At 55.8% G+C, this 15,805-nt stretch carries 15 protein-coding genes; 7 read left to right on the plus strand and 8 right to left on the minus strand.

Translation table 11 applies throughout. The annotated features are described in order from the left end of the window. Positions 1-178: 178 nt before the first annotated feature. Positions 179-712, minus strand: a complete 534-nt coding sequence (locus H6650_04620) for an IS3 family transposase (protein MCB8951280.1) — start codon at positions 710-712, stop codon at positions 179-181. Positions 713-972: 260 nt separating this feature from the next. Between H6650_04620 and H6650_04625 the strand changes: the two genes are divergently transcribed. Beyond that, complete coding sequence (locus H6650_04625) at positions 973-2,619, plus strand: recombinase family protein (GenBank protein ID MCB8951281.1); 1,647 nt, start codon at positions 973-975, stop codon at positions 2,617-2,619. On the opposite strand, the gene H6650_04630 is transcribed toward H6650_04625, so the two are convergent. Continuing rightward, complete coding sequence (locus tag H6650_04630; GenBank protein ID MCB8951282.1) at positions 2,563-2,826, minus strand: transposase; 264 nt, start codon at positions 2,824-2,826, stop codon at positions 2,563-2,565. The genes H6650_04625 and H6650_04630 overlap by 57 nt on opposite strands. Continuing rightward, positions 2,804-3,241, minus strand: coding sequence for a transposase (locus tag H6650_04635; GenBank protein ID MCB8951283.1), 438 nt, complete (start codon positions 3,239-3,241; stop codon positions 2,804-2,806). Before H6650_04635 ends, H6650_04630 begins: the two co-directional genes overlap by 23 nt. A gap of 100 nt (positions 3,242-3,341) precedes the next feature. Here H6650_04635 and H6650_04640 point away from each other — a divergent pair, with 100 nt between their 5' ends. The 3 genes from H6650_04640 to H6650_04650 all read left to right on the plus strand — a co-directional run bounded on the left by H6650_04640 (position 3,342) and on the right by H6650_04650 (position 6,935). Further along, on the plus strand, positions 3,342-4,187 hold the full coding sequence (locus H6650_04640) for a transposase (GenBank protein MCB8951284.1): 846 nt from the start codon (positions 3,342-3,344) through the stop codon (positions 4,185-4,187). Positions 4,188-4,791: 604 nt separating this feature from the next. Beyond that, positions 4,792-5,979: an RHS repeat-associated core domain-containing protein gene (locus tag H6650_04645; protein ID MCB8951285.1), complete on the plus strand. Its 1,188-nt coding sequence runs from the start codon at positions 4,792-4,794 to the stop codon at positions 5,977-5,979. 29 nt (positions 5,980-6,008) lie between these two features. After that, on the plus strand, positions 6,009-6,935 hold the full coding sequence (locus H6650_04650) for a hypothetical protein (GenBank protein MCB8951286.1): 927 nt from the start codon (positions 6,009-6,011) through the stop codon (positions 6,933-6,935). A 121-nt stretch (positions 6,936-7,056) separates the two neighbouring features. Here the strand turns inward: H6650_04650 and H6650_04655 are convergent, their stop codons facing one another. After that, positions 7,057-8,055 carry a hypothetical protein gene (locus H6650_04655; protein MCB8951287.1) on the minus strand — a complete coding sequence of 333 codons (999 nt, stop codon included), beginning with the start codon at positions 8,053-8,055 and terminating at the stop codon, positions 7,057-7,059. A 1,006-nt stretch (positions 8,056-9,061) separates the two neighbouring features. Here H6650_04655 and H6650_04660 point away from each other — a divergent pair. The 3 genes from H6650_04660 to H6650_04670 all read left to right on the plus strand — a co-directional run bounded on the left by H6650_04660 (position 9,062) and on the right by H6650_04670 (position 12,190). Further along, positions 9,062-10,054: a hypothetical protein gene (locus tag H6650_04660; GenBank protein ID MCB8951288.1), complete on the plus strand. Its 993-nt coding sequence runs from the start codon at positions 9,062-9,064 to the stop codon at positions 10,052-10,054. A gap of 269 nt (positions 10,055-10,323) precedes the next feature. After that, positions 10,324-10,596: a hypothetical protein gene (locus H6650_04665; GenBank protein MCB8951289.1), complete on the plus strand. Its 273-nt coding sequence runs from the start codon at positions 10,324-10,326 to the stop codon at positions 10,594-10,596. A 181-nt stretch (positions 10,597-10,777) separates the two neighbouring features. After that, positions 10,778-12,190, plus strand: coding sequence for an aspartate kinase (locus tag H6650_04670; protein MCB8951290.1), 1,413 nt, complete (start codon positions 10,778-10,780; stop codon positions 12,188-12,190). A gap of 74 nt (positions 12,191-12,264) precedes the next feature. Here the strand turns inward: H6650_04670 and trxA are convergent, their stop codons facing one another. The 4 genes from trxA to H6650_04690 all read right to left on the minus strand — a co-directional run bounded on the left by trxA (position 12,265) and on the right by H6650_04690 (position 15,779). After that, positions 12,265-13,095, minus strand: a complete 831-nt coding sequence (trxA, locus tag H6650_04675; GenBank protein ID MCB8951291.1) for a thioredoxin — start codon at positions 13,093-13,095, stop codon at positions 12,265-12,267. Positions 13,096-13,201: 106 nt separating this feature from the next. Then, complete coding sequence (locus H6650_04680; protein ID MCB8951292.1) at positions 13,202-13,972, minus strand: ABC transporter ATP-binding protein; 771 nt, start codon at positions 13,970-13,972, stop codon at positions 13,202-13,204. A 57-nt stretch (positions 13,973-14,029) separates the two neighbouring features. Further along, positions 14,030-14,827 (minus strand): cobalt ECF transporter T component CbiQ, encoded by a 798-nt coding sequence (cbiQ, locus tag H6650_04685; GenBank protein ID MCB8951293.1) that lies wholly within the window; start codon positions 14,825-14,827, stop codon positions 14,030-14,032. Positions 14,828-14,834: 7 nt separating this feature from the next. Then, entirely contained in the window at positions 14,835-15,779 is a 945-nt protein-coding gene (locus H6650_04690; protein ID MCB8951294.1) for a PDGLE domain-containing protein, read from the minus strand. Between the last annotated feature and the right edge of the window lie 26 nt (positions 15,780-15,805).

Genomic DNA, 15,805 nt, shown 5'->3' on the forward strand with positions numbered 1-15,805 from the left:
GCAGTTCACAACGCACGGAACACGGGATGGCCTACGTGCCGAGAGGCATATGGTCACAGAGCAACCGTAGTAGTCCGCAACAGGGAAAGCCTGATACATGGCGAAGGGTTAAGGTGGCCTAGATTGTCAAGACAGAAAATTGAGCATTCTTAAGGTAGGTTTTCTCCTTTTAGATTCTTTAACAATGAGTGGTGGCAACCGGGTCGACAGTGGGCGTGGATGCAGCCAGGTACAATGCCGCCGGTGTCCGGTAGCCTAGCGACTGGTGTAGTCGCTCATGATTGTAGAAGTGAAAGTAGGCGGTTAGCCCTTCACGGGCCTGTCTTGGGTTCTGATAATCCTGTAGATACACCTCCTCGTACTTGACCGAACGCCACAGCCGTTCGGTGAAAATATTGTCCAGCGCGCGACCACGACCATCCATGCTGATGCACGCCCCCGCATCCAGCAACCGCTGGAGGAAAGACGCATGAGTGAACTGACTGCCCTGGTCGCTGTTACAGATGACGGGGGTCGCTTGCGCCAACGCCTCGTCCATGGCGCGCAGGACGAAGGGCAAAGCCAGACTGTCATCCAACTGCCAGCTAATGACATAACGAGAGTACCAATCCATGATGGCTACCAGGTAGAGCCAGCTACCGGCCAGACGAATGTAGGTGATGTCAATGGTATGATCATAAATGACAAGTTCTGTTTGAGTCGCTCTGCTCAACTCCAATTGAGTTGGTCACGAATCGGACTGTATGAACGTCGCCAGCAGAACAAGGCAAAAACAGCGTATCCTTCCGATGATTCTATTCATTCAGGAGGAAACTGTGAAACGCCAATGGCAGATTCGACGCCAAACCAGTCCGAAAATGGATGGGCAACAGCGCTGGGATCGCGCTTATCAACTGCTGCTCCACTGGAGCCAAGCCGACCCGCTGCTGACCAATCCCGTCTCCAATCCAACTCAGGAGGTGCTTTATGACCATCAAGGTGGCTGTCTACGTCAGAGTCTCGACTGTGAACCAGGCTCAAACTCAAACCATTGACCAACAACTCCAGCGATTATGCACCCATATTGAGGCGCAGGGCTGGCCGTTGCCGGATGACCGCATCTTTCGGGATGACGGCCGCAGCGGGGCCAGCCTCAACCGCCCCGGCCTGGACAAATTGCGCGACGCTATCCGCTGGGGCGAGGTCGAACAGGTATTCATCACCGACCCAGATCGCCTGGCCCGCAAGTACGTCCATCAAATGATCCTCCTGGAGGAATTCGCCCGCTTTGGCTGCCAGGTTGAATTCCTCGACCGGCCGATGAGCCAGGACCCGCACGACCAGTTGTTGCTCCAAATCCGAGGGGCCGTCGCCGAATACGAACGCACCTTGATTACTGACCGAATGCGACGCGGTCGGCTGGCCAAGTACCAGGCTGGCACTCTGCTGCCCTGGACCCGTCCACCTTACGGTTACCGGCTCAACCCAGATTGCCCGCGTGACCCAGCTGGCGTGTGGGTTGAGGAGGGCGAAGCAGCCATCGTGCGCGAAATCTTTGCCCTTTATACCCAGGAGAACTACAGTTTGCAAGGCGTCGCTTCCTATCTACAAAAACAGGGCGTGCCAACGCCAAGCGGCAAGAAAATATGGAGCTTATGCACCTTACGTGCCATCCTTCGCCAACCAGCTTACTTGGGCCAGGTCTATGCCCGCCGCTACCGCTACCGGCCAGCCCGTGTACGCCGCTCTGCCACGCATCCCATCGGCCGGCCGCACCAGAGCCTGGCGGAATTGCCGCCGGAGGAGTGGGTCCTGGTGGGCAGCATCCCGGCCCTGGTTAGTCAGGAACAGTTTGACCTGGCTGAAGCGAAATTGGCGCAAAACCAGAGCTTCGCCAAGCGCAACAATAAATCCCATGCCTACTTGCTGCGCGCCCTGGTCAGTTGTGGGCAATGCCAATCCTCTTGCTTGGCCCGCAAACTGAAGGGCGGCCAGACCTACTACGTTTGTACGGCTAAAAGCAATCCCATTCACAGCCGGAAGGCGGAAAAGTGTCCATCCCGCTTCAGCCCGGCGCAACAACTTGATGACCTCGTCTGGCAAGACCTCTGCGAGGTAATAACCCACCCGGAGAGCATCGTCCATGCCCTGGAACGCGCTCACGGTGGACATTGGCTGCCTCAAGAACTACAAGCCCGCCGAGAAAATCTGCGTCGGGGTCGTGTTCAAGTTGAGCAGCAGCTAGAACGCCTGACGGAGGCCTACTTGAACGGTATTATTCCCCTGGCTGAATACCAGCGCCGGCGCGGCGACCTGCAACAGCGAGTGGACGCCTTTGACCGCCAGGAAAACCAGTTGAGTGCCCAGGTGAATCGCCAGCTTGAGGTGGGTGGTCTCGTCAACCATGTCGAAGATTTCTGCCAGCGCATCCAGACCAGTTTGGCGCAAGCCACCTTTGAACAAAGGCGCCAGTTGGTTGAGTTGTTAGTTGACCGGATCATAGTCAACGACGGTGACGTTGAAATCCATTACGTGATTCCAACTACAACGGAGAGCGAACACGTTCGTTTTTGTCATTTGCGTTCAGACTATTTCAATGCCCCAGATGTGGTTGGGGTAGCTGGCCGTGACGTTCCTTAACAGATAGGGATAGACCTTGTGCGCGGGACCCGGCTGGCTGAGCCTGGGTTTCGGGTAAATGGCCGCTAACCCCATCTCGCGCATGTATTGGCGCACCGTTTCCCGACACGTCTCATGTCCTTCCTGCCGCAGTTGCGCCGCTATCTTGCGCGCACCGTAAAAGGGACAGGCGGTATAGATTTCGTCAATCCGGTGTTTGAGCGCCACTTCTCGGACCGACGGCGGCGCGGGCTGGTAGTATAATCCACTGCGATGCAGACTCAACAAGCGTGCCTGTGCCACCAGGCTCAACGAGTTGTCTTCTCGTTCTACCAGCCCTCGCCGCTCGCTCATGCTCAACCCTTCGGCCACTTTTTTTCAGCCAGTTCAACTCCGTTGTCAACCGTCCAGCTTCGGCGTACAGGTCTTCAATGAGTTCGTCTCGCTGTTTCAACTCTGATTCGCCGACCTGCCGTTCACGACTGAACAGCAGGGGCAGTTCATCCAACACACGTTGTCGCCATTGGCGCAATTGATTGACGTGGATGCTTTGCTCGCCGGCCAATTGCGCCACGCTCTTTTCTTCTTTCAACAAGGCCAAAACCATCTGGGCTTTGAAGGTGGGTGGGTATTGTTTTCTCATGTCTCGTAGTCTACCTTAAAACCACCGTTTTTTCTGTCCTAATTTCTTAGGCCATTATAGTCCCCAATGCCAACACCAGACGGGGCAGCAATGGCTGGAAATGCAACAAGCCCTGCTCTTGCCTGTGCCCACTTTCTTGCTCACCTTCACCCTGCCCGCCGCACTGCGCCCGCTGGCCCGCGGTAACCAACGTTTGCTCTATGACCTTCTCTTTCGCAGTGCGGCGGCAGCCACCCAAATATTGGCGCAAGACCCGCGCTTTGTCGGCGGCAAAATCGGCATGGTTGGGGTTCTCCATACTTGGGGACGCAACTTAAGCTACCATCCCCACGTTCATTTTCTCGTTCCTTCTGGCGGCTGGGACAGTGCCAACCAGAGTTGGTTGCCGGGCAAGCACAACTTCTTTGTCCCCGTCAAGGCACTGTCCCCTATCTTTCGCGCCAGGTTCCGTGATGCGCTACGGGGAAGTGACTTATTTGGCGCTGTTCCCACTGAGACGTGGACAGACGATTGGGTTGTACACTGCAAACCGGTCGGCGATGGTCGCGCCGCCTTGCGCTATCTGGCCCCTTACATCTTTCGCGTTGCTATCAGCAACCGCCGCATCATCAAGTTGGTTGAGGGTCAGGTCACTTTTCGCTACCGGGAAACGGACACCGGTCGTTGGCAAACGTGCCAACTGTCAGCAGAGCAGTTCATCCACCGCTTTCTACAGCACGTTTTGCCCAAAGGCTTTGTCAAAGTACGCTATTATGGCCTGTTTGCGTCCTGCAACCGTCATTACTTGACGGCGATCAGACAACAGATGGATGAGGCCACAACGGACCCGCACCGGGCCACAGCCGCACCGGATACCGTCACATCAGAGCCGCCATACTGCCCTACTTGTGGACAGCAAATGCAGTTGCTCAAAAGAGTGCCCCCTCGTCCCTGGCAACCGCCCTAATCGGGTCATACTGGCTTCTGTTGACCTTGTTCTTAGATGTGCTAGCGAACAGCATCCGTTGCCCCCTGCCCATTCTGTGACAGGTAGCTGTCCAAAAGAGGATGATAATCTCCGAAACAGGACCACACATGTCTAATACACCCCCACTGCGTCGCTTTTTTGCCCCTGTCTCCCTTCCCCATTATACTTGTCGCAGTTCTTCAGGGTGAACCGGGTCGTTTCCTCACGGTTACCGTTTAAATCAAACGCCAAATAGACCACCGACTTGCTCTCCCCACCGGCTTAGTTCAACTGAGGCATTCGGAGAATGCCCATCATACGGCGGCTTACTGGCTGATTCTTGAAGGCTCCTTTTGGACGCGCCGTATGAATCCTTATTCGTTAGGGTAAATCGAGCCGTTTCATCGTTGCCACTGGCTAGCTCAAACGCCAAATAGATAATCGACTCGCTCCTCCAACCGGCTTAGTTCAACAGGATTCATATGGCGGCTTACTGGCTGGTTCTTACAGACTTCTTCTGGACGCGCCGTATGAATCCTTATTCGTTAGACGGCCTGATGCCACAGCGTAAGGCCACAATCAAAACATCATGGAGGAGTTCACAGTGAGCAAAATAGTAAAAAGGAATCATCGAGGTTACAGAGCCAGTGGGAAAATGTGCCAGAATCGGAGGACAAAAAAACACCTGTCAACTGAACAAGTATCGAACCGAATCCTGGCAGTCATTGGTATTCTTACACTCTTACTCGCTTTCGTTTCTGTGCGCTCAACGATGGGTGAAAACTCATCGAGTGCAGCAAACACAGAAGCATACCCTGCTCCACAAGCTGAAACAATCGCATACGCAAATGAAAGCATTGCTTCAGATGTTAATTCTCAGGCAAATATTAGCTACACCAGCAGCGCAGCAAATACCACCTCCTCTGGTGGTCAAATCACAGATCGGGGGTTCGGCGGACACCGGCATGATGCTGAGTTGGGGTTGATTTATATGAACGGCCGTTACTACGTGCCATCGGCAGGCCGCTTTGTCAGCCCTGACCCGGTTGTACCCAATCCTGCCAACCCGCAAGCCTGGAATCGTTACAGTTATGTCTATAACAATCCCGTCACACTGTCCGACCCAACAGGCCATATTCCCTGTTACATGTACTGTCCACAAGAAACCTATGACCCGGTACAGGGGCAGTTCATGGCCAATTACGCTGGGCCGTGGGATGTTGATCAGCAACGTGCCAATGCCGCCAGAGCGGAAGCATTTTTCCGAGGGACGGCAGAAACGGCCGCAGGTATGCTCTGGGAACCAGCCGACTGGGCAATTGCCGCAAGCGATGGCCTCCAATGGTATGACGGTTTGGGGATGCTGCCCTTAATTCCTGCTTCGTGGGGCGATAACTTGGGGCGCTTTGCCGCCAGATATGGCGATGAGTTCTTACAGTCCGTGCGACTGGTAGATAATCCCACCTTCCGCAACCTGACCTATGGCAATTTCCGAGAAAACCTATCTCGTTTCACGGGTTTCATGCCCACCAATGATTTTGAAGCGCATCATATCTTGCCCAACAAGTTCGCCAATAGATTTGAAAGAGCCGGGTTTATTGGTGAGAACAGTATTCATAACCCCATATTTGGCACGTGGGTGCAAAAAGGCGATCACCAAAGTTGGGCCCGTGCCTACCAAGATAGATGGGAAAAATTCTTTGTAGACCACACCAACCCGACGATGGAACAAGTGCTAAATTTTGCCAAAGACCTGTCTGAGGAATACGGATTTGATATCTACCTCCCTTAGTTTTGCCAGCAAATAAACCAGACGGTGTAATGATGAAACAAAATGATTCTAAAATAAGACACCTGTCCGTGGCGACTAACAAATTCTATGTGGCTACTGCTTTGTTTGAAAAGACAGTCGCTATTTGGGATATGCATACCGGACAACAGATTAAGATTTTTAACACGGTACTAGATTTTGGTGGACAGCGGCTTGCTCTTAGTAGAGAAGGGCATTTGTGTATAGTAGGAGCCTACCACCGTTATGGAGTACAAGCCTATAACACATATACAGGGCAAGTTACGTGGAAAAGAAAGGATCTTACAAAAGTCCAAAGAATACATGCTTCCCCCAATCATGATTATATCTATTGCTGTTTTGGAGATAAACCCTGTCATGTTGTAGACCTTCAGGATGGTCGGACGCTACAAAAATATCGAGGTGTAAGGAAAGCATTTGAAAGTTCTTACGGGCCGAAAGTCTTTCTTTACAAGCACCAATCTGAGATTCGTGATTTAGAGAATGAGGTCAGTATTGAACTTCAAAGTCTGGAATTGGGTGTTATTTGCGCTGCTTTCTCACCAGAACAACTCGTTGTTTCTGGAAAATATACGGATTGTTTCGACCTGCAAACAGGTAAGCGCCTATGGCGTTATGAGCCTCCTCCCGGAAGTCACGCGTTAGAAGCTGAATATCACCATGCAGATAGAGCTTTCTTTATTGTTCAATGGTCTTATGAAAAGGGTGGTTCTAAAATATTAGTTCGCCTCAACGAAAAAGATGGTAAGCCTGAAACAATTCTTGATTTGGGTGAACCAGCGGAAACTCTTTTCTGTATGCAGGGACAATGGTTAGTGTTATCGGATGGGAGAGTAGTCGAAGTAATCTCAGGGCAAGAAAAAAAGAGGCAAGATTTCGTATTAACTTTGATAGAACAACACATGACAGAACAAGCAGAAAACAATCAAACACAATAGGAGAACAGCAAACGGCCGTCTAGTTATGGTCGGCGGGGCAGTCACCTGCCCCACCGCCACTTCCGAACCCATCGTGCGCCTTTCAACGCAATAGGCTCTTCGACTATCAGGGCTGTTGTCATCAGCACTTCTTGCTGTGCATCTGGTCGTGACAATGACCATGTAGGAGTGCCAGGTTAGCATACCGGTTGTTGTTTCGGTTGCCATCTTGGTGATGCACTTCCATGATGTCATCATCCTTGAAGCGAAGACCGCAACAATCACATTTGCCCCGTTGACGTTTCAATAGTCTGGTGACTCGTTTGGGCTTCGTGGGGTCACGCCCCAACCGAGTACCCCAGTATAGCCAATCTCCATCGAACGGCGATTGGTCACCGCGTACCTTGACATGACGACGAATAGGGGTATCTCGATAAAACGCTAACGCGCCCGTTTCGTCGCCAAACACCACTCTGTCATTAACTCTGTGCCAGTATCGAAGGTAGCGCCATTGGGCGGGCTTGTCGTGATGCCGATGAGTTGCCCACCTGCGGAGCATGAAATAGACTTGAAAATCCATCCGGTCAAAGACCTTCTTGGCGGCACAAGGGCGGTAGTAATTCGTCCAACCCCGGATGATGGGATTGAGCTTGGCGATGAGTGCCACTTGTGGCGCGCCGCGATGTTGACGGATAATGTCCCGAACCTTATCCAGGTGCCGTTTCTGAGCCGATTGACTGGGTTTGATGAGTGTCCGAAAGCCGGACTTTCCCCGATAAGAGCGCGTGCGATACTTGCCAATCGGGTGTTGCCGGACGTGGAATCCCAAAAAGTCGAAGCCAATCTTCCCCTCATGTTGGTGCAATGTGTGGGTGACGCTGGTTTTGCCTGGTTTGAGATGCAGTCCCATCGGAGCTAACCACGCTTCCGCCCGTTCTCGCAACCTATTGAGAGTGTCCAAATCTTCATGCAAAATGACGAAATCATCCGCATAGCGAATGACGCCCGGTTTCTGCCTTTTGGGAAGGACATCAACCAGTTCGTTTTCCAGGCCATGCAGAGCGATGTTTGCCAGCAGCGGGGAGATAACCCCGCCTTGGGGTGTTCCGGCTTTGGGCAGCAAGAAGACATCTCCTTCCATAATGCCTGCTTTCAGCCATTGTCTTACCAATCGCGTGACTGGCGTTGACGCATTCAACTTCTGTAATAAAGCTGGATGGGAGATTTGGTCGAAGCATTTGGCAATATCGGCGTCGAGGACATACTTCTGACCAAGGGATTGTTTGCCAATCTTCAGTATACTTTGTATCTGTCATAAGACCTGACCTCTACTAAGTACCTCTATCTTCCCTGATACCGGGCTCACGTCAGCTTATCCTGCGCGTTACCGCAAGCATTTGCTACTTGAGCCATCCTGCCCACCTCGGTTTCTGGCTGGTAGCCTGCTCTCGATGAGGAGAGAACTGTCGGTGGGTTGCCCCGTTCCCCGTATCCATTTTGCGTGGCCGTAGGATGATGCTTTACGCCGGGTCTCGTGAGAATGGATGTCATAACCCAATGTACGGTCATGACCAGAGACCAATCCCTTTTGGGCTTGCCTGTCAGTCAGTTTGGCAAGTTCTCGCTGACGACGCTTCAACCACATCTTCACTTTCGTTATCCATAGCCGCCTGCTGATTCTGAGCCGCCTCTGACTGGCAGCGTGAACCGTTTCTTCCCGCTTTCCACGATTGATGACCAGTCGCACGCAGAGGGAAGGGCTGTCTATCCATCCATTGGGACGGGGGGAGTTGATATTCCCTACCCGCTAGGGTAATATCGCACCCACTTGGATACGGAGTTGTCAAAGTTCAGTAACTTTGCCGCTCATCCCCCGTGTCCGCAGGCACGGTTTCGAGCGAACGGGTCGCACACAGGGCTTGCAGCCGACGCGAAGCGCGGCTGAAGCGGGCGTTGAACCAAAACGTTGGTCGGACGCTGACGCCGCCGACCGAATGCCGCGCTCCCTCTGGCGCAGGCGGGCGGCTACCGCCGCCGAACAACGCCTGCACCCGACCCCGACCTATCGGAACGGGGCAAGATGAGCACGGCGTTAGGCAAACTTAACTAGAGACAAACAATCCCTGCAAATGAGGAAAGATGATGATATGAAAGTATCTATTAAGGTTTTATTGTTCTTCCTGGTATTTTGGCTAACCGTGATGCTTGTAAACATATTCGTTCACGAGTTAGGCCACGCTGTTTTTATGGCGGCGTTTGGAGGATGGAAGCACAATCTCAGCTACTTCGGGGGTACTATCGCAACTGATTCAGCATTGATGGTTGATACTTACCAATGGATTGATTCGCAGGGATTTTCCCCAAATGAATTTGGAACAGAACAGGCGTTACAGGTCATCGAATATTGGGGTGAAACGTTTCCTGCAATGCGCTGGGGGGTCATTGGTGGATGGCTGGGGCAATTGATCTTATCCGGGATTTTGCTATTTCTTACTCAGACAAATGCCTTCAAAGAGGGGGCGTCTGCATTTGGCAAGCTGTTCAGTTTAGGTTTCATTGTCATTAATTTAGGTTGGATGGGCGGCAATTGGTTGCTCCTGGGTATGGGAGAACCTGTATCCAGTGACCCTGTTCTCTTAATCAATGTACTTTTAGGTCGTGACCCTTTAAAAATTGGCCTTTTGTGGATATTTGCTGTCTTGATTGTGGCATTGAGTGCATGGCTAGGACAAACATTTGGGGCGGAAATGTTCGCTGGATTTGGTCTTTCCCCATCCCATAGCAAGCGTCTAGCCGCTATCTGGGCGTTAACGTCTGGGCTGGCAGGTCTCAGTTTGCGAATCCCTATTCTTGTTATCGCCGTAGGATTCATTCTTATATTGGTAATAGTTGTTCCGTCAGTTTATATCCATCGACTTCAAAGTAACGCTGATGATATTACTTTCACTATTCCCGGCATCGTCTGGCAAAACACCCTTGTATTACTGGTTCTTCTGTTTGCCATTATCTTTTCTAATTCTGGTTTTTTTATAAGTGGGAATTCGCAAGACCAAATTCAAGACAATGCAGTGTTTCAACATTACTGTATTGAAACCGATTGCATCCCCGATGAGTTGGAAAAGTGGTTTCAGGACGAATGACATTATCTTCTATATACCTTTTCTATTAGAGGTATTGCCTAACACGCGCTAGAGTCCGACGCTGCCGCGGGGACGCGCGGCACTCCGATTCGGTTGGCGCAGGCGGCTCGCCAGAAACTGTCCCAATCCAGCGGCAGCGCGGCTCAGCTATTCGTTCGGTCGGACGCTGACGCCGCCGACCGAACGCCGCGCTCCCTCCGGCACAGGCGGGCGGCTACCGCCGCCGAACAACGCCTGCACCCGACCCCGCCTTTTCGGGACGGGGCAAGGTGAGCGCGGCGTTATACGAAAGCAACCGCACGCCCCCTATTCCCGAACCGCCCCAGGGCCATTGCCTGCGCTGCGGCACGGACATCCCCCACAATCCCCAGGCTTCTTACTGCGCCTCCTGCTCCCGCGTCTGGAAGCGATACGAAAACCACGCCTTCGCCGAAAAATTCTGTCATAGCTGTGGCACATCCCACCAGACCAGCATGGTCCGCCCCCTCTGCCGCGCCTGTTATTTCGTAGAGAAAAACGGCCAGGACCCCGCCCAATTCTGAATAGTTTCCGGGGAGGTTTGGTGGATTACGATTACCTTCCCGGAAGCTGTTTTGATGTCCGGTTTGAATGATGTAAGCTTCCGGGGAGGTTTGGTGGATTACGCTACCTTCCCGGAAGCTGTTTTGATGTCCGGCTTGAATGCGCGAGCTTCCCGGAAGGTCTGTGAACAAAGGATAACAGATGACCCTTGTAATGAAATTCGGCGGCACTTCCGTGGGAAGCGCCGCGGCCTTGAAACAGACAGCGGAACTGGTGCGCATGGGAACGGCGGCGTGGGCGCGGGTCGTTGTCGTCGCCTCCGCCATGGGCACAAAGCCGGTGAAAGTGACCGACCTGCTCCTGAATGGCGCGCGCAGCGCCCTGGCCGGTGATAATCAGACCTACCTGCAAGTGGCGGAGGAATTGCGCCGCGTCCATTACGAAGTAATTGATGCGCTGTTGGAGCCGGAAGGGGAGCGGCAGGCCGTGCTTGTCGACAATGCCCGGTTTATTGACCGTTTTGCGGCGCTGTGCCAGTCGGTGCTGGTGTTGGGAGAGCTGACGCCGCGCGCGCTGGACGCCATCAGCGGCATGGGGGAGCAAATGAGCGTGCGTATCCTGGCTGCCTATTTGCGCCAGCTTGGTTTTGCGGCGGTGGCCGTGGATGCCACGGAACTGATCCGCACGGACAGTGTGTTTCAGTCGGCCACACCGAACATGGCGGAGACTACGCGCCTGACCCAGGCGCGCCTGGGCGCGATCCTGGCGCAAGGTGGATTGCCCGTGGTGACGGGTTTCATTGGGGCCAATGCCACTGGCGTGATGACCACGCTGGGGCGCGGAGGGTCTGATTTCAGCGCCGCTGTGTTGGGGCAGGCGTTGCCCGCCGGCGAAGTGTGGATTTGGACGGATGTGGACGGTGTGATGTCGGCGGACCCGCGCCTGGTGCCGGAGGCGCGTACCATCCCGGAGCTGACGAATCGGGAGGTGTCGGAACTGGCGTATTATGGCGCGAAGGTGCTGCATCCGAAGACGATTCGCCCGGTTGTGGAGAATGGCATCCCGCTGCGCATCAAGAATACGTTCAACCCGGACCACCCGGGTACGTTGATTGTGGCCGACCGGACCAATGGGCGCGGTCGGATCAAGGCGGTGACGGCCATCCCGGACCTTGCGCTGGTGACGTTGGAGGGGAAGGGGATGTTGGGCGTGCCCGGCATTGCCGCGCGCACGTTTGGGGCGGTGGCGCGCAGCCAGGCGAATGTGCTGCTGATCACGCAGGCATCGTCAGAGCAGTCTATTTGCTTTTCCGTGCCGCGAGCGGCCGCGGAAAGTGTGATTGCCAGCCTGGAGGCGGAGTTTGGGCGCGAATTGCAGCGGCGAGATATTGATCATATCTGGGCGCTGCAGCCGGTGGGGATTGTGACGGTAGTGGGGGCGGGGATGCGGGGGACGCCGGGAATTGCCGGCAGAATCTTCAGCGTCCTCGGCGATCATCACATCAACGTCATCGCCATCGCGCAGGGTTCTTCCGAATGCAGCATCAGCCTCGTCGTGGACGCGGCGGACGTCCCCCAGGCGGTGCGGCAATTGCACACCCTCACCCTGCCGTAACGCACGAGGAGCCGAGCCGTTCCCGAAACGGCTCGGCTCCCAAGATTGGTTCATTCTTGGAGAATGAACCAATCTTAAAACAAAGCGGACGCCAACTGCTGCCGATACGCCTGCACGGTGGCATCCTGCTCCCCCATGAGCGTAAACAGCGCCAACATAACGAATTTTGGCTCGCCCTGGCGATACTGCTTATCCTGACGCACGATAGCCAGCAGATTGTAGAGACCGGCGGCATAATCGCGGCGGCTGATCTGCCCCGCTGCCTGCCGGTAGAGAGTGGTCAACTCATCGCTGCCGTTTAGCTGGTTGCGTTCGGCGGCGCACAAGTAGTGAGCCAGAGGTAGTAGCCGCTCCGCCTCGCCAAATTCCGGGCCGTGGGGGAAATCGCGCAACTGTGTTTCCGCCGCGCATCCTTTTCCCTGGCGCAGCAAGGCTTGCGCCAGACCGAGGCGCGTCGACGCGTCGTCGTCATCTTTCAGCGCATCGCGGAAGGCGGCTTCCGCTTCCGCCCATTTTCCTTGCGCCAAAAGCTGTTGTCCGCTCCGGCGCACGCCATTGCTGGCGCTGGGCGCTACCTGTCGCAAAAAGGCGCGTACCTGGGTTTCCGGTTGCGCGCCGACGAAGCCGCCGACCATCTCGCCCCCGCGAAACGCCTTCACGGCGGGGATGCTGCGCACCATAAACTGCTGCGCCACGCGCGGATTGTGGTCCACGTTGATCTTCGCCAGCACAAATCCGCTGTCCGGTTCGTTTGCCAATCTTTCCAGCACTGGCCCCAGCATTCGGCAAGGTCCGCACCAAGGCGCCCAAAAATCGACGACCACCGTCGTCTCATGGGATCGTGCGATCACGTCCTGCTGAAATGTGGCGTCAGTGGCGTCTATCACGTTCTTGGTTTTTAGCATGGTAACTCCTTCGAAAATAGTGGTCAGTGGATAGTGGATAGTGGATAGTGGTCAGTGGTCGGAAAGCTGACTGGCACCTTTGTTTTTCGTTGACTGTTGACTGTTATTAAGGCATTTCCAGGCCGTGGGATTCGAGGAGGTTTTTATCGGCCATGAGCGTGGCGGTGGGGCCGTCGGCGACGATCTGGCCTTCGTCCATGATGATCATGCGCGGGAAAAGCTCGCGCACCATGAGCATGTCGTGCGTGGAGACGAGCATGGTGATGGGCAGATCGCGCAGGAGGTTGATGAGGGCGCGGCGGGCGCGAGGATCGAGGCCGGCGGAGGGTTCGTCGAGGACGAGGATTTCCGGGTCCATGGAGAGGACGGTGGCCATGGAGATGCGCTTCTTTTGCCCGATGCTCAGGTGATGGGAGAGTCGCTCGCCGAAGCCGTCCATGCCGACCTGGCTCAGCGCCCGTGCGACGCGGGCGCGCACGTCCGGTTCAGGGAGGCCCATGTGCAGCGGTCCAAAGGCCACGTCTTCGTACACGGTGGGGGAAAAGAGTTGATCGTCGGGGTTTTGGAACACGAGACCAACGCGGGCGCGGATGGTGGGGAGATTGGCTTTGTTGAGGGGGAGGCCGCCGACGGTGATGTGGCCGTTTTCGGGTTGACCGCGACCGTGGTCGCGCTGGCCGAGGATGCCGTTGAGGTGGAGCATGAGGGTGCTTTTGCCGGCACCGTTCGGACCCACCAACGCGACTTTTTCCCCGGCGCGAATGTCCAGGGAGACGGCGCGCAGGGCGACGTGACCATCGCCATAGGCAAATGAGAGGTCATGGATGGAGATGACGGTTTGCGTGCCGGTTGTGGGGATGGTGGGTGCTGCCGGCATTTCTGCTACATTCTCGCGTTGATGGAAAACAGGCATAATCTCTTCCCGTAGTGTTGATCAGGTGAGGAGGTGGCCTAGCAGTTGAATGCCGGCAATCAAAAACACAGCCAACACGCCCGCCGCCCAATCCTGCCGCCGCATTTCGTGCGGATTTAGCGTGAGCAGGCGGCCATCGTAGCCGCGTGCCAGCATGGCATTGTAGACGCGGTCGCTCCGTTCCAGGCTGCGCATGAAGAGTTGGCCGACCATGTGGCCGGCGACGCGGGCGCGCCAGGCGATGGTTCCGCCCGCTTTGCCGGCTCCGCCGCGGGCGCTGCGGGATTCGCGGGCGCGCAGGAGGCGCAACGCTTCGTCGGCAAGGACGAAGAGGTAGCGGTACATGAAGGCGATGATGGCGATGAGGACGCGCGGCAGGCGCAGGTGTTCCAGGGCGTGCAGCAGGTCGGGCAAGGCGGTGGTGGCGGTGAGGAGGATGGCGCACTGGATAGAAAGCCAGCTACGAATGACGATGCTGGCGAAACGGAGAATGCCGGCATCCGTCACCACCAAATCCCAGGTTCCCACATGCCACGACGCCAGCGTCCGCCCCGGCAGCGTGAACATCACCGTCACCGCCGCCAGCGTGAACGGCAGCACAATAAAGGCGCGTTTGACGGCGTAAGTGAGGGGCAGATCGGCAAGGCGGGTCAGCCAGAGCAGGAACAGCCAGCCCGCCAGGAATGCCCACCATGCGCCATCCGGTAGGAGGACGTTGGCGATGATAAAGAGCAGCGTGACCACGACCTTTACGCGGGGGTCCAGGTCGTGGATGAGGCTGTAGCGGTGTTCAAAGCGGTCGAACGTGTTGATGTGCATCGGTGTTTTAGTTGGCCTGGTGGGGGCGGCGTAGCAGGCGGAAGAGGAGGAACATAATGCCGGCAACCACCACCGCCCCAATCATGCCCGCCAGAATAGTCGAAACGTGCGTTTCTCCCAGAAACGGCAGCGTGTAATCGGGCAGCACCTGGAAAGGCGCGTTTTGCGCCGTGTCCAAAAAGCCGATTTGCCCTGCTACCCACTCCAGCCCATCCGGGGCGGCGGAAGCGAGCGGCGAGAGCAGCACGACGATCAACGTGGCGACCGCGCCGGCCAAAATCCACCGTTTTTGTCCCGTTTCTGCGCCGCTTTGCAGCAGGCCGGGTCGCGTTTGCATCACGTAGCTGAGGGCGGCCACCGTGATCAGGGCTTCGCCGATGCCGATGAGGGCGTGGATGCCCAGCATGGCGGGCACGGCCAGGCTGAGGCTGGTGGTGCCGCTGGCGCCCAGCAGCAGGGCGACCACGAAGGCGGCGATCATGATGGAGACCCAGGAGCCAATGCCGGCAGCGACCAACTGCGTGCCGCGCGCGCGACCCCGTCCCAACTGGTAGATACCATAACCGATGACGCCGGGGATGATGCCCATGCAGAGGATGTTGGCGCCCATGACGACGAGGCCGCCGTCCTGGAAGAAGAAGCCCTGCGCGGCGATGACGGCGGTCATGGCTAACATGCCCAGCCACGGTCCGAGGACGATGTAGGCCAGGGTGGCGCCGATGAGGTGGCCGGATGTGCCGAAGGTGACGGGGAAGTTGATCATTTGCGCGGCGAAGATGAAGGCGGCCATGATGCCGGCAAGTGGCGCCAGTCGTTCGTCGAAGGAATGGGTGGTGCGGCGCAAGGCCACGCCCAAGACGGTGAGGGTGATGAGCCAGCAGATGATGGAAATGAACAGGCTGAGGAATCCATCGGGGATGTGCATCAGGGTATTGACGGCGAAGATGGGCATGGCGTCGCCAGGAAAGAGAGAGGGCA

Source organism: Ardenticatenales bacterium (assembly GCA_020634515.1).
Lineage (GTDB): Bacteria > Chloroflexota > Anaerolineae > Promineifilales > Promineifilaceae > JAGVTM01.

Coding starts and splice junctions, on each gene's coding strand:
- cbiQ (MCB8951293.1), bottom strand. CDS start 14,827: ATGCACATCAACACGTTCGACCGCTTTGAACACCGCTACAGCCTCATC.
- H6650_04640 (MCB8951284.1), top strand. CDS start 3,342: ATGCAACAAGCCCTGCTCTTGCCTGTGCCCACTTTCTTGCTCACCTTC.
- H6650_04660 (MCB8951288.1), top strand. CDS start 9,062: ATGAAAGTATCTATTAAGGTTTTATTGTTCTTCCTGGTATTTTGGCTA.
- H6650_04655 (MCB8951287.1), bottom strand. CDS start 8,055: ATGGAAGGAGATGTCTTCTTGCTGCCCAAAGCCGGAACACCCCAAGGC.
- H6650_04690 (MCB8951294.1), bottom strand. CDS start 15,779: ATGCCCATCTTCGCCGTCAATACCCTGATGCACATCCCCGATGGATTC.
- H6650_04680 (MCB8951292.1), bottom strand. CDS start 13,972: ATGCCGGCAGCACCCACCATCCCCACAACCGGCACGCAAACCGTCATC.
- trxA (MCB8951291.1), bottom strand. CDS start 13,095: ATGCTAAAAACCAAGAACGTGATAGACGCCACTGACGCCACATTTCAG.
- H6650_04670 (MCB8951290.1), top strand. CDS start 10,778: ATGACCCTTGTAATGAAATTCGGCGGCACTTCCGTGGGAAGCGCCGCG.
- H6650_04635 (MCB8951283.1), bottom strand. CDS start 3,241: ATGAGAAAACAATACCCACCCACCTTCAAAGCCCAGATGGTTTTGGCC.
- H6650_04650 (MCB8951286.1), top strand. CDS start 6,009: ATGATGAAACAAAATGATTCTAAAATAAGACACCTGTCCGTGGCGACT.